A 19,426-nucleotide genomic window follows, 5' to 3' on the forward strand; every position below is an offset into this window, starting at 1 on the left:
ATCCCCGCGGGGGGCGGGCCCAACACCGCCCCCCCGCCCACCCCCCCGCGCCGCGCCGCTCGACTCGTTCCGGGCCGACGGTGCCCGGCATGCCGGGTCACCATGTCTGCGGCGGCTCCAACGGCACATGCCTGATCGCGCGTCCGGAGTCGTCGAGCAGCCAGCCGAGGCGTTTCACCGCACGCAGTGTGACCGTGCGGTCCTCGACCCGCAGGCTCGGGAAGTCCCGAACCAACCCGCCCTCGAACTCGTCCACCCCATGCAGGCCGTGCAGCAGCACCTGGACCATTAGGTTGTGCGGCCCGCTGACCGACGCGCACAGGCGGATGTTGTTCATGCGAGCGAGGTTTCGGCCCGTATGCTCCAGTTCGGCGTGTGGCACTGTCATCCGGTAGATGATCATCGTGGGCAGGCCCGCCAGCGGATAGGCCAGGTCGCAGCGCAGTGTGATGTCGCCGTCGTGGACCATCCGGTGCAGACGACGGCGAGCGGTGTGTTCGCTGATTCCGGCCGCCGCCCCGAGCGCCGTGTAGCCGACGCGGCCGTCCGCGCCGAGCGCGGCCAGCATCGCTTGGTCTTGCGCGGACGGCAGTTCGTGCCGTCGCGTGCCGTAGGCATGTCGTCGCGGCGGGCGGGGCCCGGACAGTTCCGCGAGCCGGGCCGGTTCCAGGGCGCGCAGCCGCCAATCGCTGCCCTCGCTGTAGAGCGTGATCCCGATCCGGGTGCACGCCGACCGGACCCCGTCGATGCCACCGATATCGCGGCGGATCCAGCGGCCGAGCGTCGTCAGATCGGTCGAGGCCACCGATAGCAGCAGATCGAAGTCCCCCGCGGTCTCGTCCACCGTGAACACCCACGGCAGCCCGGCCGCCGTCGCGCTCACCGCCTCCAGCGCCTGTGGGCGGCACCGCACTTCCACGAATGCCACGCTCATCGTCCGCGCCGAGTAGTAGGCCGTGGTCCATGCCAGCCCGGCGGCGCGCAGCCGTTCCCAGCGCCGGGCGACGGTGGTCGCGTCCAGCCGCAGCGCGTGTCCGATCTGCGACCAGGACGCCCGAGGCGCGGCCTGCAGGGCCTCGATCAGGGCAAGATCCGCCTCGGTGAAGCGGGATTCCGGCAGTGGATCGGGCCGTGTGCGGGTTTGTGGCACATCAGCAGAGATTGCGCCCATAGTCGGATCCTAATCGGAGGTACGCGGTCGGCGTTATCGCATGGAAGGCCGCGCGATCAGGTCGGCTGCGAGGTCTGCCGGCTTCTTCTGGGCGTCAGTGAGTACCTGCTCGATCGCCGCCGCGACGACGAGCAGGTCGCGCTCCGCGTGCGGGCGGCCGATGATCTGGATACCTACCGGCAGCCCCTCCGTGGTGAACCCGCACGGCAGGGACAACGCGGGCAGACCGGTGACCGTGACATACCAGCACGCCTTCATCCATTCGAGATAGTTGTCCATCTCGGCCCCGGCCACCGAGCGCGGCCAATCCCAGCCGATCGGGAACGGCGGAAGTTGCGTGACCGGGGCTACGAGCACGTCGTGAGCGACCAGCGCCTGCCTCGCTCGCGCGCGCACCTCGTTCTGGAGAACGAACGCGCGGGCCACGTCGTCCGCGGTGATCGCCTCGGCCCACTCGATCTCGGTATGGGTGTTCGACCCGAACTTCTCCGGGGCGATCGCCACGAACGGACCGAGCAGCGCCCTCAGCGACCAGGAGCGCAGGGTACGGAACGCGAAGTCGGCGCCGTCGAAGTCGGCGGCCCAGTCGTCGACGGAAGCGCCGAGTCGCTCGAAGGCCGGAAGTCCACGCGCGGTGATGACCTCGGTGATCGCGTTGTCGACCGGCAGTCCGCCCAGATCCGCACTCCAGCCGACGCGAAGTCCGGCCAGGTCCTCCGGTGGGCGTTGCGCCGCGACGGTGAGGAACTCCGTACCGTCGCCGTCGAGCGAGTGGGGATCCCCGGCGTCCCAGCCGGCGATGGCCGACAGCAGCAGCGCGGTGTCGGCGACACAACGGCCCATCGGGCCGAGGACGGCCATGGAGGGAGCGGCGGTTGTGGTCGGTGCGGTCGATACCCGCCCTGTGGAGGGGCGCAGTCCCACCACGCCGCAGAACGACGCCGGGTTGCGCAGCGATCCACCCATGTCACCGCCGTCGGCGAGGCTCACCATTCCGGTCGCGAGCGCTGCCGCGGCTCCTCCGGAGGATCCACCCGCGCTGCGGGCGAGGTCGTACGGGTTATGGGTGGCTCCGAAAACCGCATTGACGGTGTGCGACCCTAACCCGAACTCGGGCACGTTGGTCTTCCCGATCCGGGTGGCTCCGGCAGCGACCATCCGAGCCGGGACGGCGTCGTCGGTCTCGGGAATCACATCCCGCAGGAACTCGGATCCCATCGTGGTCCGCATGCCGGCGGTTCGAGTCATGTCTTTGTGGGCGACGACCAGACCATCCAGCGCGGGTCGCGGGTTGCCGCGGGCACGCTCGTCGTCGGCGGCCTGTGCGGCGGCGAACGCGGCTTCGCGATCGAGCGTGACGATGGCGTTGACCGACGGATTGACCGCCTCGATGCGATTGAGCGAGCTCACCAGCAGCTCGCGGGCCGAGAGCCGGCCCGCGGCGATGAGCGTGCGCTGATCGACCGCGGTCAGGTCGCAGGGTTCGGTGGCGGTCATTGTGAGGCCTTTCCGGAAGCAGCAGTGGATTGTTCTCGCAGCGGGGATGTCTGTCGAAAACGTTCCGACGTGGCAGGCGCCCCGAGGAATGCCAGGATGGTGATGACCGGTCCGGCCGCGAGCGAGGCGAACGCAACGTGCCACGAGAACTGCTCCGCGATTGCTCCGAACAGCGTCGGGGACACGATACCGCCGACCATTCCGCCGGTCAGGATCATGCCGCTGCCGAATCCGAGGATGCTGGTGGGCAGGTTCCGCATCGCCAGGGAGAAGATGGGCATATACGCGAGCGCGGCGACACCGAAGAACACGGTGACGCACAGGATGAGCAGACCGATGTGTAGACAGTACGGAATGACTATCGCCAGCACCGCAGCGCTCGCCATGGCCGGGATGGCGATCAAACGCGGGCTACCGTTGCGGAGGTCGGTGAGTTTGCCACCCAGGACAGTCATCGCCGCGGACGCCAGCGTCGGGAGCGCCATCCAGGCGCTGGTGGCGCCGAGGGAGACTCCGCGCTGCTCGTTCAGATACGAGGGAGTCCACGACTGGGCGCCCCAGATCAACAGGTTGTAACCGAAGTAGGCGATGGTGAACATCCACATGGACTTCATGGACAGGATCTGTCGCACCGTCATCCGCGGCGCACCCGCGGACTCGATGTCGCCGGACTCGATGAAGTCCGGCTGTGGCATGAGGTGCTTGGTGACGAATGCCAGAAACACCCCGGCCACAGCGACGGTCAGAAAGAGCGCACGCCAGCCGAGCGTCGGCAGGATGATCGCCGAGGCGAGCGCCGCGATCAGGGCACCAGCCGCATTCGCGCTCTGTACACGTCCGTTGGCGGTCATCCGCTGGTCGGGTGTAGTGCTTTCGGAAAGCAGTTTGAGGCTCGCGGCGGGGAATATGCCTTGGGCGAGGCCGAAGGCGATTCGGATCACCAACATCGAAGCGAGCGAGAATGCGAGCGCTGTCAACCCGGTGAACAACGACCAGGCGACAAGGGCTGCTGTCACGATTCGGAGAGCTCCGAACCGGTCGGCCAGCGCGCCACCCGGAATCTGTGCGAGGGCGTAGGCCAGGAAGAAGGCCGACACGATCAAGCCGCGTTCGGCCAATCCGATTCCGAGATCTCGCCCGATATCGGGCAGAGCGAGATTTATCGCGAGGCGATCGACGTAGTCGACCGTCCACGCAGCAAACAAGAGCCAAATTACTCGGGTGGTTGCGGGTGGCATGGTCCTCCGGGCGCGCATATGAGGTGCTTTTCCGATGCGCGCGGTATTGCGCGACGTCAGTAGGGTAGGCATGGCCCCACCTCCGCCGCCCGGTACGTAATGCCCGATTCATGCACGAGTGAATAGATTGGCGGGGTTCACGGTGCTGCGGTGATGCGCACGGCGGTGCACCAGCTCAACGCGGGGTCGGGTGACGATGTCACCGGGCGACCGGTTTCAGGCCTCGATGTCGGCCCAGCCCGGATAGCGTTCACCCAGGGTTCGCGCGTGAGTGACGAACGCGGCGAGCGCCTCGCGGTCGTTCGACGGTGACCAGACGAGACCGAAGGTGCGGCGCGAGTATCGGTCCGTGATCGGCACGCTGACCGTTCTCGGATGCGCCTGCGAATCGGCCGGAACCACACCCACGCCGAGCCCGGCAGCGACATAGTTGGCGATGGTGAGCAGGTCATCGGCTTCCAGCCGTATGTGGGGATCGATTCCTGCGGCGGAGCAGATCGCGTCGGTCAACTGGCGCGTGTGGAATCGCCGGTCCAGCACCAGAAACGGCTCGTCGGCTACCTCGGCGAGACTGATCTCGGTGCGCGAGGCGAGGGGGTGGCTGGTGTGCAGCATGAGGACGATCGGCTGAGTGCCCAGCGGAAGCCAATGGAAGTGATCCGGTGGCTTGGGCGACGTGACAGCGATATCGATGTCACCGACCTCGACCGCTTCGAGTACCGCCGCGGTCGACGATTCCCGATGCGCCACGACCACGTCAGGATGTGTCTCGAGAAAGGACGGCACCAGCTCGACGACGACCGACGGACCCAGCGAGCGTAGGTAGGCGATCGTCAGGTGCTGTACCGCGCGGTTATCGGTCAGGGTCCGGATGGTCGATGCCAGAGTCTCGAGGGCTTCGGCGGCTGCCGCGGTCAACAAGGCTCCGGCGGCGGTGAGCCGGATGCCTCGGCCGTCCTCCTCTACCAGTGATGTGCCGACCGCCTCCTCCCAGCGCCGCAGTGCTCGGCTCAGGGTTGGCTGACTCGTCTGGGAACGAATCGCGGCACGTGTGATCGACTGCTCGACTCCTAGCGCGGCCAATTGGGCGAGGCCTGGGGCGATGGTTGCGGCGGCACGATCCTCTTTCACTGGTGAATCAATCTACACCCGGCCGATTCGCGCTGCCCGCGGACTCGGGACAGAGTGAAAACAGCGCGCGGTGTAGTCGGCAATGCCGATCGCTCGCGGAAGCGGGTGTCGGCCGGGCTGCCGCGGAACAGGGACGAGGAGGCAGTGGTGACAGGACGATCGTGGACATCGAAGCGAGACCGGAAGAAGCACCGGCTTTCGATCGCCGGTGCTCTGGCGGATCGTTCGGTGGTGGCCACCGAGTCGGTGAGCGAACTACTTCGGGCTGTTATCGCACCGGGCGACCGGATCGTGCTCGAAGGTGACAACCAGAAACAGGCTGACTTTTTGTCGCGCGCGCTCGCCCGGCTCGACCCGGCCGAAATCTACGGTCTGCACATGGTTATCTCGTCGGTGTCGCGGCCGGAGCATCTCGACATCTTCGAGAATGGACTGGCGCGCACGCTCGATTTCGCGTACGCGGGTCCGCAATCATCACGGATCCCGGCGCTGATCGCCGATGACACAGTACGTGTCGGAGCCATTCACACCTATCTCGAGCTTTATGCGAGGCTTTTCACCGACCTCGTTCCCGATGTGGCGCTGGTGGCCGCCGAGGCAGCCGATCGCGACGGCAACCTCTATACCGGAGCGAATACCGAGGAGACGCCGACGATCGTGGAAGCGACCGCGTTCCGGAACGGAATCGTGATCGCTCAGGTCAACGAGATCGTGGAGACCGGCGCGCTGCCCCGGATCGATATACCGGGCGGCTGGGTCGACTTTGTCGTCCAGGCCGACCGCCCCTACGCCATCGAACCGTTGTTCACTCGCGATCCCGCTCAGATCACCGACATGCATGTGCTCCTGGCGATGCTGGCGATTCGCGGAGTATACGAACGGCACGAGATCGAGTCCGTCAATCACGGCATCGGCTTCGACACCGCCGCCATCGAACTGCTGCTGCCCACCTTCGGGGAGAGCCTGGGATTGCGGGGCCGGATCGCTCGCCGATTCGTTCTCAATCCGCACCCGACGCTGATCCCCGCGATCGAGAGTGGCTGGGTGGATACGGTCACGTCTTTCGGCGGCGAGCTCGGCATGGAGGACTATGTGCGGGCAAGGCCTGATGTCTTCGCGACCGGACCGGACGGGAGCCTGCGCTCGAATCGTATGAACGCCCAGGTCGCCGGTTTGTACGCCACCGATATGTTCATCGGCTCCACCTTGCAGCTCGATGCGGACGCGAATTCCTCGACAGTGGTCAACGATCGGCTCAGCGGGTTCGGCGGTGCGCCCAATCTCGGCAGCGACGCACGCGGACGTCGGCATCCGACCGCCGCGTGGCTCGGCATGAGCGAGCCGGCTCTCGGGTCGGAGCCGACGATCCGTCGTGGCCGCAAGCTGGTCGTGCAGATCGCAGAGAGTTTCGGTGTCGGCAACGTCCCCAAATATGTCGATCGGCTCGACGCGATCGACATCGGCCGCGAAGCGGGGATGAGCCAGGCGCCGGTGATGATCTACGGCGACGATGTCACCCACCTCATCAGCGAGGAAGGGGTCGCCTACCTGTATCTGGCGAACAGCGCCGAGGAACGCCGGCAGGCCGTTGCCGCGCTCGCGGGCGCCGGTCCGCTGGGCCGGACCGTTTCCGAATCTGATCGCCGAGTATTGCGCCGGGACGGCATCCTGGCCACACCTGCGGACCTGGGTGTCGATCCGGCGCAGGCCGGCCGGCATCTGCTGGCGGCCGACAGCATCGAGGATCTGGTGGCGTGGTCGGGCGGGCTGTACAAGCCACCGGCCAGATTCCGGAAGTGGTGACATGCGAACCACTCTGTACCCATCGGATCCGCGGTGTTCGGTGGATCGACGCTGCGTATCACTGGCTGACATGGCGGTTCGATCGCTGATCGCGGAGGCCGAACTGACGCCGAAACCGGGCCTGGTCGACCTCCGCGGCGGCGGGACCCACACGGACATGGACGTGCGTCTGCTGCGCCTTTCCGCCCACGCCTTGCGTCCCACGTTCGAGGACCTGGCGATGATCGGGGCCCTGCCGATGGAAGATCGGCGCCGTCGATCAGCGCTCGCCGCGGTGGGGCGCCGGGGTGAACAGCAGATGATGGCCGTCACCGGTGGTGTGAACACCCATCGAGGCGCGATCTGGGCGCTCGGGCTGGCGGTGGGTGCGGCCGCCGCGACCCTGAGCAATGAGCCGGGCACCATTCTGCGGCGAGTCGCCCGAATCGCGGGGCACCCGGACGACGCGGAGCGCGACGATCGCTGGGACACCGTCGGTGCGCGTGTGCGCGGTCGGTACCGGGTCGGTGGTGCGGTAGACGAGGCCCGTCTCGGATTCCCGCACGCGGCAGCGGCGCTGGCGCAGCTGCGCCGGTCGCGCAGAGCGGGCGCTCCCGAACACAACGCGCAACTCGATGCGCTGATGGCGTCGATGGCAGGACTGGAGGACACCTGCCTGCTCGCCCGCGGTGGTGCGGTCGCGTTGACGCACACACGGCTGGCCGCGCGGGCGGTCCTCGAGGCGGGAGGCACCCATATCCGTGAGGGCCGGCGGCGTTTGGAGCGGCTCGATCGACAACTGCTCGAACATGGGCTCTCTCCAGGAGGCAGCGCCGACGTTCTGGCGCTCGCGCTCCTGCTCGACACGATCGAACGACGAGGAATCCGGCCGACCGGTCCGGAGCCGGATCCTCGCGCAGACCAACACACCAGGAAGGCACCATGCTGACAATGACTCGGACCTACCCGGCGACGGACGTGCTGGAACAGCGGTTACATGTCGGTACGGTGGCGTCCGGCGACCTGGAAATCGTCGTCACGCCGGCGCTCGCGTCGGACTGCGCGCAGGTGACTGTGCGCAGCACCGTCGACGGTTACGACCTGCTCTGGCAGCGGGTGCTCGATCGTGAGGTCGGGCAGGCCCCGCGACGAGCGATCTATCGGATCAACGACGCGGGAGCGACGCCGGGCATGGTTCGCCTGCGTTTCGCGCAGATCCGCCGGCAGATGGAAGGCGGTCTGCGGTGATGGATCGGCGCATCGAGCATGTCAGTGCGCTGACCCCACGCCAACGGATCGAGGCGGTTCTCGACGAGGGCACCTTCCGCGAGATCCTCGGTCCCTTCGACGGTCTCGAATCACCCCATCTGCCTCTGGTGGGGCTCGTACCGCAGTCCGACGACGGCGCTGTGATCGGCCGCGGCACCATCGACGGTGTGCAGGCCGTGGTCATCGGTATCGACGGCCGATTCCAGGGCGGTGGTATCGGCGAGGTGTCGGGGGCGAAAGTTGCCGGCGGCCTCGAGCGAGCGCTGAGCGAGCGACGGCAAGGCCGTCGGTGTCACGTGGTTCTGTTCGTCGAATCCGGCGGAATCCGTTTGCAGGAAGCGAACTTCGGGCTATTGGCGATCTCGGAGATCCACGCCGCCCTCGTCGGGCTCGCCGTACTGGGCCCGGTCGTCGCGGTCGTCGCGGGGCCGGTCGGCTGTTTCGGCGGAATGTCGATCGCTGTCGGGCTGGCGACTCACATCATCATGACGAAACTGGGACGCCTGGGCCTCAACGGACCGGAAGTCATCGAACGCGAAGCAGGTGTCGAGGAACTGGATTCCTCGGACAAGCCGCTGATCTGGGCCATCACCGGGGGAGCGCAGCGACACTCCGTCGCGCTCGCCGACGAACTGGTCGACGACGACGTCGAGAAGCTGACGGCGGCGATTCGCGAGACACTCGTCCGGCCCCGATCCGAGGGTTCGCGTGCGGTCTGGAGCGATCCGGCGGCACGGACGCTGATCCTCGACGCGGCGGCCGTGACCGAACAGGTGTCGCCGACCGGATTCCGTCAGTCGGTCGCCCGGGTACGAGAAGGAGAACAGCAGTGACCACACTCGGGTCGATCTGGTTGCGTGCGCTGAGCGCACCGCCGGTCGGTGAGGCGACGGCGAGCCCGGCGGTGCGCTGGGGCTCGACCGGTGACCTGCCCGGCGCCGTCCTCTTGACGATCACCGCCGATGTCGGGTCCCGGTTCCCCCGTGCGCGAGCCGGGCAGGTCGGCCTCGATCAATGCTGGGCATTCGCCGATCTGATCAACGGTATCGTCGAGGCCGACCGGATATCGGGCCGGCGCCGCGCGATCGTCGTTCTCGTCGACACTCCGGGACAGGCGTACGGCTACCGGGAGGAGCTGGCCGGCATCCATCAGGGATTGGCCGCAGCCACAGCGGCGATGGCAACCGCCCGCGCCGCCGGACATCCGACGGTCGCGCTGATCGTCGGCAGCGCGGTGTCGGGCGCGTTCCTGGCCACCGGGTTACAGGCCGGGGCGCTGCTCGCGCTGGACCACCCCGACGCACGCCTGGCCGTGATGTCCGCCCGGTCGACGGCTGTCATCACCCGCCGCAGCGAAGCCGAGGTCGAGCGGGACGAATGCCGTGGTCCCGGCGTGTCGCACCACATCGGGACGCTTATGGAGCTCGGTGTGCTGTCGGAGCTCATACCGGTGACCGACGCCTGGTGCCCCACCCCCGAAGACCTGGCTGCCGTGCGGGCCGCACTCGGCGCGGCGATTGCCGGACTCGGGTCGTCGCCGCAACCAGAGCCGCCCGGCCGTCTCGATCACCCAGCGGCGCGGACCACGCGCGCGGCGTCGATCGCGGTGCGCGAACGCATCTGGGAACAGTGGGACGTGTGACTCCCGCCCCGCACGATCTCCTGCGGATCAGCCGCCTGGATGCGTTGTGCGCCGCCGACGTGCCGCTCACCGACGCTCAGCGCGGCGCCGCGATGGTAGGAGAACATGCGTGGGTGGTCGTGCGGCGTGCCCCGATCGTCGGGCGCTGGATCCCGGTCGGTATCCGCGGTGAGTCCCGGTCGCAGCGATACCGGGCTCAGCTGGCTGTCGGCGATGTCCGGTCGGTGATCGCGCCGACCGCGCTCATCCACCTACAGGGCGCCTCGCAACGGCGCGTACTGCCGGCCTTCCGAGCGCTCGACACCTTCCGGGCAACCGTCGCGGAGATCGACGCGCGTCTGTCCTGGGGCCCGGTCGGTAGTGTCGGGTTCGAACTGGCGACCGGCGCGGCGACCGTGACCCCGGCGAGTGATCTCGATGTGCTTCTCACCGCGCCGGAACGGTTGTCTTCGACCGTGGTCGCCGGACTGCGCGCGGCGCTGGCGGCGGCGCCCGCCCGGGTGGATGTTCAGGTCGTCACCCCGCTGGGCGGGTTCAGTTTCGACGAGTGGGCGCGTACGGGTGGTCCGGTCGCGTTGCGGACAGACGCCGGGCCGGTCCTCACCGATGCGCCGTGGGGCTGAGGGTATGTCCGTAGCCTTTCTCTACCCCGGCCAAGGCACCGAACAGGTCGGAATGCTGCACCGCCTCCCCGAATCCGCTGGGGACGTACTAGACACCGCCGCAGCCGTTCTCGGCGTCGACCCGCACACTCTCGATTCCCGCCAAGCGATGGTGACCGGCCGCGCCCGGCAACTGTCGCTGCTGATATCCGGGGTTGCGTGGACCCGGGAACTGCGCCGACAGGGTGTGACACCCGCATTCGTCGCGGGCCACTCCGTCGGGATCTGGCCCGCGGCCGTGGCCGCCGGAGCCGTCGAATTCGGCGACGCTCTCGCGCTGGTCGGCATTCGAGCGACGGAGATGGACCGGACAGTCGCACCGGATCTCGGTGCGCTGGTCATCGATGGGGCGGCCGCGCGGACCGTGGAACGGGTGGTCCGCGCGCATCGTGACCGCGGCGCCCGGGTATGGGTAAGCATCGTGAATTCGCCGTGCCAGGTGGTGGTCGCCGGCGAGCGCGGCGCGATCGACACTGTCGTCGCCGAGCTCACCGACCCTGGCTACTCCCGGGTCACGCCGCTGGCACCTGGGCTCGCTGTGCACACACCGATCCTGGGAGAGGCAGCTTCACGGTTGCGCCACGCGCTCGGATCGATCCGTATCCGCGAGCCCGAGGTCCCGATTGCTGGGCTGCGCTCCGGGCGGCCCCTCCCCACGGCGGACGCACTTCGCACCGAGTTGTGGTCGACGGTCGCGGAGCCGGTGCGCTGGTGGTCGGCGGTGTCCACCCTCGCTGTGCGCGGTGTCGCCGCCTGGATACAGCTGCCACCGGGCCGGACGTTGCTCAATCTGCTGCCCGATCACCGCGTGGCATGTGCGGTGGACGAAATCGGGGTCGTCGAATCCGCCGCGAGAGTGCGCCGCGAAACCACATCCGATCCGGGGCGCCAATGATTCACGACTGTATCGGTCCAGGTGCGCCCGAGCCCGGTTTCTCGATACCTTCATGCCCGTTCCGGTATCCACGGACAGAAAAGTGTTCGGAATGCCCCGATAATTCGGCACGAGTCCACGTGTTGCGGCACCCGTCATTCCGATCGGATGCCACGCAACTCCGATCCGCAGAGGGAATCATCCATTTATGTCGGTAATGCCGAAATCATGGCCGACGGCCCGACCTGGGCTGACGTTATCTTGGAGTTCTCGCCCCGGCGCGGGGTCGATCGAACACAGTGAAGGCATCCATTGACATCTACCGACCACCTTTCAGGAACCGGGAACATCGTCGACCGTTCCACAGCCGTCTGTATTATCGGGGCCGGCCCTGCGGGCCTGAGTGCGGCCCGTATGTTCCGGGCCTACGACGTAGAATTCGACCAGTTCGAACGTCATTCAGACGTCGGCGGATTGTGGGATATCGACAATCCGGGGACCCCGATGTACGAATCCGCGCACTTCATCTCCTCGCGTGACCTCTCCGGATTCTACGATTTTCCCATGCCCAAGTCGTTCGGCGACTACCCCACCCGATTGCAGGTCCTGCAGTACACCCGGGACTTCGCCGATGCCTTCGACCTGCGGGAAAATATCGAGTTCTCGACCGCAATCGACAGTGTCGTCGCCGACGGCGACACCTGGATCGTCACACCAGAGGGGCAGCGACCGCGCCGATACCGTGCAGTGGTGTGTGCCACGGGAACGAATTGGTTTCCTAATCTGCCGCGCCACTCCGGTCCGTTCGACGGCGAGATCAGGCATTCGGTCGGCTACCGGAGTCCCCGCGAATTCGACGGCAAGCGAGTACTGATCGTCGGCCTCGGGAATTCCGGCGCCGATATTTCCTGCGATGCCGCCCAAAACGCGGATGCCGCCTTCATCAGCGTTCGCCGCGGATATCACATCCTCCCCAAGCACATCCTGGGCGTACCTGCCGACGAATTCGAAGAGAATGGTCCGTCGGTTCCCCGATGGCTGGAGCGGGCTGTCGTGGGCACGCTGCTTCGTGTCATGGTCGGCGACGTCACCCGGTGGGGCCTGCCGAAACCGGACCACAAGCTGTTCGAGTCCCATCCGCTGCTCAATTCGCAACTGCTGCACCACCTGCAGCACGGTGACATCACGGCGAAGCCGGATATCAGTAAATTCGATGGATCCGAGGTTGTATTCACGGACGGAACCCGCGAGAAGATCGATCTCGTCATGTACGCGACCGGATACCGGCACCACATTCCGTATGTGCCCGAAGAGTATTTCCAGTGGCGCAACGACCGGCCCCAGCAGTACCTGACCGCGTTCTCCCGAGGCCGCCGAAACCTGATCACACTCGGATTTCTCGAGGTCAACTCCAGCGCCTATACGCTGTTCGATCAGATCTCCAACATCGTCGCGCAGTACCTGAGCGACGAGGTGCGGACGCCGCAGCGTGCAGCGCGACTGGAGGACCTGATCGCCACCGACCATCCGGATCTCAGCGGCGGCCTCGCCCTGGTGAAGTCCGATCGGCACACCGGCTACCTCGACGCGAACACCTTCAAGAAGTACCTCGCGGCCGTTCGCTCGAAGGTTGGGCTGGATGATTTGCGTCCACACATGTTCGACAACCTCCGCGTCGTCGGCTCCGTGGCAGGAGCCCAGCATGTCTGACAAACTGGCGTTGATCACTGGGGCGGCCGGTGGGATCGGGGTCGAGCTGGGTCGTCGGCTCAGCCGCCGCGGCTACCGTGTAATCGCCGTCGAACGTAATGAGATGACAGCGCGCGAAGCCGTCCGGCAGATCGGTGACGGTGCGATCGCTGTCGCGTGCGACCTGAGCGACGCCACGGCAGTCGAGGCGATCTGCGCACGAGTCCAAGGTGAATGGGCCGACGGGCTCGAAATCGTCATCGCCAACGCAGGGGTCATCGTGCCGGGCGACGCGACGCAGACCACGGCGCAAGATGTCGACCTGGAACTCGACGTCAACCTGCGCAGCGCCATGCATCTCTCGGCGGCCGCCGCTCGTGTCATGGTCGCCAGGAAACGCGGCCACATTCTGGCGACGGTATCGATGGGCGGGATCATCGCCATGCCCGGAAGCGCCGTGTACTCCGCCGGGAAGGCCGGTCTGCGCGCGTACCTGTGCGCGCTGTCGTGTGAATTGCGCGGGACCGGGGTAGCGGTCAGCGGCATCTATCCGAGCGCAGTCGACACCGAGATGCTGTATCACGAGGCCCTGGGTGGCGGCAGCATGCTCAACTTCGTCGGCAAAGTCAGTTCGATCCCGGAGGTCGCTGACACCTACGAACGCGCGCTCGACGGACGCAAGCTCGAGTATTACCTCCCCTACGGCGACAGTATCGGCGCACGTGTCGTGCAGTCGTTCCCCTGGCTGCTGCCGTATCTGCTCGGCCCACTGAACAAGCTGGGCAAGCGTGGATTCGAGAAGTACCTGAGGAAACGGCAGCACAGCGCCTGCGCCGATCGACTCGGCGGTGTCGACGAAACCGATACTGCCGAAGATGAGCTCCGCCGACTCGCAGGGCCGGCGGACCGGGGATGAGCGCGCGCAAGATTCTGGAGCAGCCCTTCGAGCTGCCCAACGGCTCCGTCCTCCCGAACCGCCTCGCCAAGGCCGCGTTGAGCGAGGGACTCGGGCGCCGCGACAATACGGCCGGCACCCGGATCAAGAACCTCTACCGTCGCTGGGCGCACAGCGGTGTGGGCCTGTCCATCACCGGCAATGTGATGGTCGACCACACTGCGGTCGGTGAGCCTGGCAATGTCGTCGTGGCGGACCGCGACCACTTCGACGACCTGACAGACTGGGCCAGGATCGCCAAGGCTGGCGGTTCGAAGGTCTGGGTGCAGATCAACCATCCGGGGCGCCAGGCGCCGCGGAACCTCACGCCGCAGCCGGTCGCGCCCTCTGCGATCGCGGTGCCAGGAACGGCGGGAGCGTTCGCCACACCTCGTGCGTTGACCACGAGCGAGATCCACGACATCATCCGACGGTTCGCCGTCACCGCCGGGATCGTCACTGCGGCCGGCTTCGACGGCGTCCAGATCCACGGCGCGCACGGATATCTGATCAGCCAGTTCCTCTCTCCGCTGGCCAACCAGAGGACCGACGAATGGGGCGGATCGCCGGAGAACCGGCGCCGCTTCGTGATCGAGATCTTCCGCGCGGTCCGCGCCGAGGTCGGGCCGCGCGTCCCGGTGGGAATCAAGCTGAACTCGGCCGACTTCCAGCAGGGCGGCTTCGGCGAGAACGAGTCCCTCGACGTGGCAGAGGCATTGGCGGCCGAGGGACTCGATCTGCTCGAAATATCTGGTGGCACATACACCTCCTCGGCCATGCTCGGCGTGGACGAGTCACTGAAGGAGAGCACCCGCAAGCGGGAGGCGTACTTCCTGGCGTACGCGCAGCGGGTGCGCGCCCAGCTCCCCGCGTTACCGCTGATGCTGACCGGCGGATTCCGCAGCGCGGACGGCATGATCGACGCGATCGAATCGGGCGCGGTCGACATCGTCGGCCTCGCGCGCCCACTCGCGGTGCAGCCCGATTTCCCCGCCGATCTGCTCGCCGGCCGAGTCGACGAGAGTGTCGTGCGCCCGCGCCGCAGCGGCATCCAGCTGCTCGACAACCTCACCGAACTCACCTACTACAGCGTCCAGATGTGGCGCATGGCGGCCGGGAAGGAACCCGCGCCCGACCGGCACGCCGCCATCAACGTGACCCAGTACCTGCTCAACAACGGCATCCAGAGCCTGCGCTCACCTCGTGGCAAGTAGCCCGAAAGCGCTGGCTGCCGACGAACCACGAGTACGAGCAGGTCGAGTTCATCGAGGTGCGGTGGGCGGGTAGTCGGGTTTCTGCCGATGCGAGGGGCCTGGTCCAGGCGGTTCGGGCGAGGACGATGGTGGCCATGACTTCGGGGACTATGTTTTGTCGACGTGCTTGGCTACCCGCATGTCTGCGAGGTAGGTGGTGTCGAGCAGGACTGGGTGTGGGCGGTTCAGGCACGTGCGATACCGCGCGATGGGTTCCGGGAAGCGTTCGTGACCGACCAGGAATACCCAGTCCGTATTGCACGTGACCTGCTCATTGCCGTCGGCCATTCGGATCTCGCGGCCCGGCTCGCCACTCGGCGAGTCACACCGCCGATTCAGCGACGATCTCGGGGCGCGCCACGGATCAGGCTCGTCGGCGCGATCCCGGGATGCGGCCACAGGCTTGCTGTGCGCGGGGCATGGCGGGCTACCAGCGTCGATGTCGAGGGATTCTCCGTATTAGTTGTGCAGGCTGGTGACCAGTCGTTGCTGGCCATGAATGTCCAGCGGGTGCCGCCATAGCGGATCAGCGTGCCGCAAGGACCAGCGCCTCGGCGCTGGCGATCCGGTGCAATGTCCATGCCGGTGCTGCGCCCGAGATTCAACCGCAGCACCGCGGCTTGCCCCGCCTCATGCGCGCAGGGTGTTGGGCGGCGAGCTCGATGGCCTTCTCCGCCGAGATCGTGGCCGCCGTAGCACCATCGGCGACTGGCTGGTCGAACGGTTCGTGCCAGATCAGCCGAGGTCAGGCCCGGTGCAAGACGGCTTGCAGGCGGTCGGCTTGGCGGAGCAGGCGTTCGGTGTTGTAGGTATGCGGGTCGCGCAGGCGTAGGCGCACGATTTCGTCGGCGGCGGCGTGCAGGATACGTGCGGCGAGTTCCGCGTCTTGCGGATCGGCGTCGCCGGTGGCGGTTTCGATGGCGCTGATGAGATACGCCCGTACCACCGCACGGCCCGTTTCGAGGCGTTCGTGCAGCTCTGGCGGTCCACCGGGGGAGGGGAGCATGAACAGCCGCCATGTCGCCGGGTCGGCGTCGACGGCGGCCAGCACCGCTGCGGTGATCTCGCGAATGGAGTGCTGCCGCGCTGCCGGGACGGAGCTGACGGCGTCAAGGAATCCTCGCCCCGCACGCTCGATCTCCCGATCGAGGAGCGACACGAGCATTCCCGGCAGGGTGCGGAAGTGCTGGTGGATCACAGTCCGGCTGACGGCGCATTCGGACGCGACGCGATCAATGGTGACGGCGGTGAAGCCGTCCTCGGCGGCGATGCGGCGGCAGGTGTCGAGGATCTGCTCGCGGCGTTGCGGTCCGGGCATTCGTGTCTGTGTCATTGACACAGTAACTTACATCATATAAGTTAACTTTCGCGATGAAAGTTACCTGAGGATGGTGCCTATGTCCGAGCCGATCCGGCTCATCATCTGGGGTCCCGGGGAAGTCGGCGGCAGTGTGCTCCGAGCCGCGCGCCTCGATCCCCGATTCGAGATCGTCGGGGTGAAGGTGTTCAGCCCGCACAAGGACGGAAAGGATGCGGGCGAGCTGGTGGGGATCGAGCCGATCGGTGTGGTCGCGACGCGGTCGAAGGAGCGGATCCTCGCTCTCGACGCCGACTGTGTGATCGTCGCCCCGCAACCCATGTCGATCTTCGAGGGACTCGACGACGATGTGATCGCCCTGCTGGAGTCGGGCAAAAATGTGGTGACCACGGCGGCCTACCACAATGTGACGATGCCGAATTGGTACAACTCGGCCCGGACTCCGATGGCCAGGATGCGCGCGATCGCGAACATCGCCGGTGCGGCCCGGTCGCGCGGCGAACGCCTCGCTATGGGCCTGCTCCGCGCGACGGACCGGCTCAGCCGCCTCGACGGCATCCTCGACCCGCTGGTGGCAGGCGCGGTCGACGCGCAAGCGGCGCAGCGAGCGACACCGCAACGCCTGATGGCGGCCTGTCGTGCGGGTGGAAGTTCGTTGCACGGCACCGGAGTTCACCCCACCTTCATGGTGGAGCGCCACCTGATCCGGCTGTGTCGTGCGCTCCCGGAGGTGTCGCACGTGCGGTTCGTCGAAGCGCTCGATTTCGCGATGGCACCCGAGGGCATGTGGGGCGGACTCGAACTGTTCGGGTTCGGTCGCGACCCCGCCGACATCGGTGCGGACTCGCTGCTGGCCAAGGCCGGTGACTTCTACTACGGCGACCTGACCGGCAATGTGGCACATGCGCTTTACGGAGCACATCCGGACCGGGTGCGGGTCGAGCGGTCACTGCGCGGAATCCCCGCCCGGCGCGACATCACCGTCGGTTCGACCCGGATTCGTGCGGGCACCACGGCGGTCATGCACATGACCCACCGCGGCTATCTCGACGACCGGCACTTCTTCACCAACGAAGAATGCTGGTACCTGACCCCGGACAATCTGTTCCATGGCGACGACCTGCCCTACGGCGGTCACCCCGAACACAGCGGTTACAGCTACGAGATCACCGCGCCGACCGCAACGATCCGCGGCCAGATCTCCGGGCGCGAATTGCCGTCCGACGGCAACCCCATCACCAGCATGTCGGTCCGCGCAGTGCTGGACGCCGTCGAACCGGTGTGCACCGCGGCGCCGGGCATTCTGATCGACGACGCCGGCGCACATTATCGAACCGAGACTGGGAGCCTGTTATGACCACTCGTGTAATCGTCTGGGGAGCAGGTGAACTCGCTTCGGCAGTCCACCGGGAAGCTCGCCTGCACGGAATCGACGCGGTCCACACCGCGAGCCCGGACGTCACCGGCGCCGCTGACTGCGTGGTGGTGACATCCGACTCCCTGATCCCGAATCCCGACACCGCGGAGGGTGTTCTCCGTCTGCTGGAGTCCGGCCGCGATGTCATCGCGACCGCGCCCCTCGCGGTCTCCGACGCGGAGCTGGCGTCCGCCGCAGAACGCGGACGGGCGCGGCTGTATCGGACCGGCGTTCACCAGTTCATGGTCGCCAACTCGGTCCTGACCCTGGCGCAGGCACTGCGGTCGGTGCGCGGAGTCCGGCTGGTCGAGATGCTCGATCTATCGTCCTTCCCGGACGGGCACGCGGACCTGGCGGCACTCGGACGTGGCGGCAGCCAACTCGTCGAGTCCCTCGGCGACGCCGTCTACGGGTCAGCGCTGCGTTCGGCCACCGCGGAACTGTTCACGGTCCCCCGTGACCGGATCCGAGTCGATGCCGAGGCCGAATATCTCACCGAGCAGGGCGAACTCGCGCTCGGTGCGGACGTGCCCGCCGACACCACCATCCGATTGACCTATCGCGGTGATCTCGACGGGCGGACTGTGTTCCACACGGAGTCTTACTGGTATCTCGGATCGGACCATGCCCCGTCCCTGGATCTGCTGCCCTACGCCGGATTCCGCAGCGCTGTCGGCTACGCCTGCCGGTTCGATGCCGAACCCGCACCGCTCGACCATCAATGGGAGCTCGCGCCATCGGATACCGAGGCGCCCACCACCAGCACGCTGACGGCACTGATCCTGCACGCCATCGATCCGGTCCGAGCCGCCCCGACAGGCGTCCTGCACGACGACCCGACGCCCCGCTACCGGCAAGACGACCGAATCACCGAGGACAGACCGCCACCGGATTCCGTTCGGTGATACAAGGGTCTCCATCAGCCGGCCTTTGGGGTCCAGATTTTGAGAAATCCGGTGCTTAGCGAATCACGCTGCGACAGTTGTTGATTCGGCGCCTGGCTCGGCCCGAACACGCCGGTATTCGGGCCATAGGCCGCTCACAGGACGTCGAGGTCGAGTAGCTCCGGGTGCAGATTCCGGGTGATCACCGTGCTGAGGCCGGTGACCAGAGACTGGATCTCCAGATGTGTCGCGCCGGTGATCGGACTCAGCGGCAGGGGTGCGTCGCTGGTCCACGTCGTCCAACCTTCGGGGTCGGCGCCTTTGGTGCCGACGGCGGTAGTCAGCGTGACCGCGAGGAAGCCCACGCCGTCGGGCAGTTGCACGGTGGCCGTCGCGGTGCCGGTCGGCAACGCTTCGCGGATCTCGGCAGCGTTGATAACGGTGTCCTCGGTGTAGTGCGCCGGTTCGGACGGGCCGAGTTCGGCGGCCCACTGACGGTGCGCGGCGCGTGTGGTCGGCGGCGGAGGCCATGTTGTCGAAACCGTCGGCGCGACTGCGGCGTTGTTCCTCGTCGGCGGGCTGGTCGGGATTGAAACATGCCTCTGAAATGCGTTTTCCCCGTTGAGGAGTGGTGGACCCAGGTGGGTGATCATGGAGTGCTTCGG

General features: G+C 66.9%; 18 protein-coding genes. 12 read left to right on the forward strand and 6 right to left on the reverse strand.

All coding sequences use genetic code 11. The annotated features are described in order from the left end of the window. Nucleotides 1-97 precede the first annotated feature (97 nt). The 4 genes from ABZ382_RS04680 to ABZ382_RS04695 all read right to left on the reverse strand — a co-directional run bounded on the left by ABZ382_RS04680 (nucleotide 98) and on the right by ABZ382_RS04695 (nucleotide 5,037). Entirely contained in the window at nucleotides 98-1,171 is a 1,074-nt protein-coding gene (locus ABZ382_RS04680) for an Lrp/AsnC family transcriptional regulator (RefSeq protein ID WP_357084083.1), read from the reverse strand. Between the two features lie 33 nt (nucleotides 1,172-1,204). After that, nucleotides 1,205-2,668, reverse strand: coding sequence for an amidase family protein (locus ABZ382_RS04685; protein WP_357084086.1), 1,464 nt, complete (start codon nucleotides 2,666-2,668; stop codon nucleotides 1,205-1,207). Beyond that, nucleotides 2,665-3,978, reverse strand: a complete 1,314-nt coding sequence (locus ABZ382_RS04690; protein ID WP_357084089.1) for an MFS transporter — start codon at nucleotides 3,976-3,978, stop codon at nucleotides 2,665-2,667. Before ABZ382_RS04690 ends, ABZ382_RS04685 begins: the two co-directional genes overlap by 4 nt. A 144-nt stretch (nucleotides 3,979-4,122) precedes the next feature. Then, a complete protein-coding gene (locus ABZ382_RS04695; RefSeq protein WP_357084091.1) occupies nucleotides 4,123-5,037 on the reverse strand; it encodes a LysR family transcriptional regulator in 915 nt (304 codons plus the stop codon). A 147-nt stretch (nucleotides 5,038-5,184) separates the two neighbouring features. Here ABZ382_RS04695 and mdcA point away from each other — a divergent pair, with 147 nt between their 5' ends. From mdcA to ABZ382_RS04745, 10 genes are all read left to right on the forward strand, one after another. Beyond that, entirely contained in the window at nucleotides 5,185-6,840 is a 1,656-nt protein-coding gene (mdcA, locus tag ABZ382_RS04700; RefSeq protein ID WP_357084093.1) for a malonate decarboxylase subunit alpha, read from the forward strand. A gap of 70 nt (nucleotides 6,841-6,910) precedes the next feature. Continuing rightward, the gene (locus ABZ382_RS04705) at nucleotides 6,911-7,768 is read left to right on the forward strand and encodes a triphosphoribosyl-dephospho-CoA synthase (protein WP_357084096.1); all 858 of its coding nucleotides are present in this window, start codon (nucleotides 6,911-6,913) and stop codon (nucleotides 7,766-7,768) included. Nucleotides 7,769-7,770: 2 nt separating this feature from the next. After that, nucleotides 7,771-8,067: a malonate decarboxylase acyl carrier protein gene (locus ABZ382_RS04710; protein ID WP_357084099.1), complete on the forward strand. Its 297-nt coding sequence runs from the start codon at nucleotides 7,771-7,773 to the stop codon at nucleotides 8,065-8,067. Continuing rightward, nucleotides 8,067-8,921: a biotin-independent malonate decarboxylase subunit beta gene (locus ABZ382_RS04715; protein WP_357084102.1), complete on the forward strand. Its 855-nt coding sequence runs from the start codon at nucleotides 8,067-8,069 to the stop codon at nucleotides 8,919-8,921. Before ABZ382_RS04710 ends, ABZ382_RS04715 begins: the two co-directional genes overlap by 1 nt. Further along, nucleotides 8,918-9,730, forward strand: a complete 813-nt coding sequence (locus ABZ382_RS04720) for a biotin-independent malonate decarboxylase subunit gamma (protein WP_357084105.1) — start codon at nucleotides 8,918-8,920, stop codon at nucleotides 9,728-9,730. The genes ABZ382_RS04715 and ABZ382_RS04720 overlap by 4 nt, the downstream gene beginning before the upstream one ends. Then, nucleotides 9,727-10,353: a malonate decarboxylase holo-ACP synthase gene (locus ABZ382_RS04725; RefSeq protein ID WP_357084108.1), complete on the forward strand. Its 627-nt coding sequence runs from the start codon at nucleotides 9,727-9,729 to the stop codon at nucleotides 10,351-10,353. The genes ABZ382_RS04720 and ABZ382_RS04725 overlap by 4 nt, the downstream gene beginning before the upstream one ends. Before the next feature lie 4 nt (nucleotides 10,354-10,357). After that, complete coding sequence (locus ABZ382_RS04730) at nucleotides 10,358-11,287, forward strand: acyltransferase domain-containing protein (RefSeq protein WP_357084111.1); 930 nt, start codon at nucleotides 10,358-10,360, stop codon at nucleotides 11,285-11,287. 291 nt (nucleotides 11,288-11,578) lie between these two features. After that, nucleotides 11,579-12,976, forward strand: a complete 1,398-nt coding sequence (locus ABZ382_RS04735) for an NAD(P)-binding domain-containing protein (RefSeq protein WP_357084114.1) — start codon at nucleotides 11,579-11,581, stop codon at nucleotides 12,974-12,976. Beyond that, nucleotides 12,969-13,871, forward strand: coding sequence for an SDR family oxidoreductase (locus ABZ382_RS04740; protein ID WP_357084116.1), 903 nt, complete (start codon nucleotides 12,969-12,971; stop codon nucleotides 13,869-13,871). The genes ABZ382_RS04735 and ABZ382_RS04740 overlap by 8 nt, the downstream gene beginning before the upstream one ends. Next, complete coding sequence (locus ABZ382_RS04745) at nucleotides 13,868-15,103, forward strand: NADH:flavin oxidoreductase/NADH oxidase family protein (RefSeq protein ID WP_357084119.1); 1,236 nt, start codon at nucleotides 13,868-13,870, stop codon at nucleotides 15,101-15,103. The genes ABZ382_RS04740 and ABZ382_RS04745 overlap by 4 nt, the downstream gene beginning before the upstream one ends. 784 nt (nucleotides 15,104-15,887) lie before the next feature. Here the strand turns inward: ABZ382_RS04745 and ABZ382_RS04750 are convergent. Next, nucleotides 15,888-16,475 carry a TetR/AcrR family transcriptional regulator gene (locus ABZ382_RS04750; RefSeq protein ID WP_357084122.1) on the reverse strand — a complete coding sequence of 196 codons (588 nt, stop codon included), beginning with the start codon at nucleotides 16,473-16,475 and terminating at the stop codon, nucleotides 15,888-15,890. A 64-nt stretch (nucleotides 16,476-16,539) separates the two neighbouring features. Between ABZ382_RS04750 and ABZ382_RS04755 the strand changes: the two genes are divergently transcribed. Both ABZ382_RS04755 and ABZ382_RS04760 read left to right on the forward strand, forming a co-directional pair. After that, nucleotides 16,540-17,817: a hypothetical protein gene (locus ABZ382_RS04755; RefSeq protein WP_357084125.1), complete on the forward strand. Its 1,278-nt coding sequence runs from the start codon at nucleotides 16,540-16,542 to the stop codon at nucleotides 17,815-17,817. Next, entirely contained in the window at nucleotides 17,814-18,782 is a 969-nt protein-coding gene (locus tag ABZ382_RS04760) for a hypothetical protein (protein ID WP_357084128.1), read from the forward strand. The genes ABZ382_RS04755 and ABZ382_RS04760 overlap by 4 nt, the downstream gene beginning before the upstream one ends. 134 nt (nucleotides 18,783-18,916) lie before the next feature. Here ABZ382_RS04760 and ABZ382_RS04765 read toward each other — a convergent pair whose 3' ends face one another. Further along, complete coding sequence (locus ABZ382_RS04765; RefSeq protein WP_357084131.1) at nucleotides 18,917-19,414, reverse strand: hypothetical protein; 498 nt, start codon at nucleotides 19,412-19,414, stop codon at nucleotides 18,917-18,919. Nucleotides 19,415-19,426: the final 12 nt, after the last annotated feature.

It is taken from the genome of Nocardia sp. NPDC005825 (assembly GCF_040630175.1).
Taxonomy (GTDB): Bacteria; Actinomycetota; Actinomycetes; order Mycobacteriales; family Mycobacteriaceae; genus Nocardia.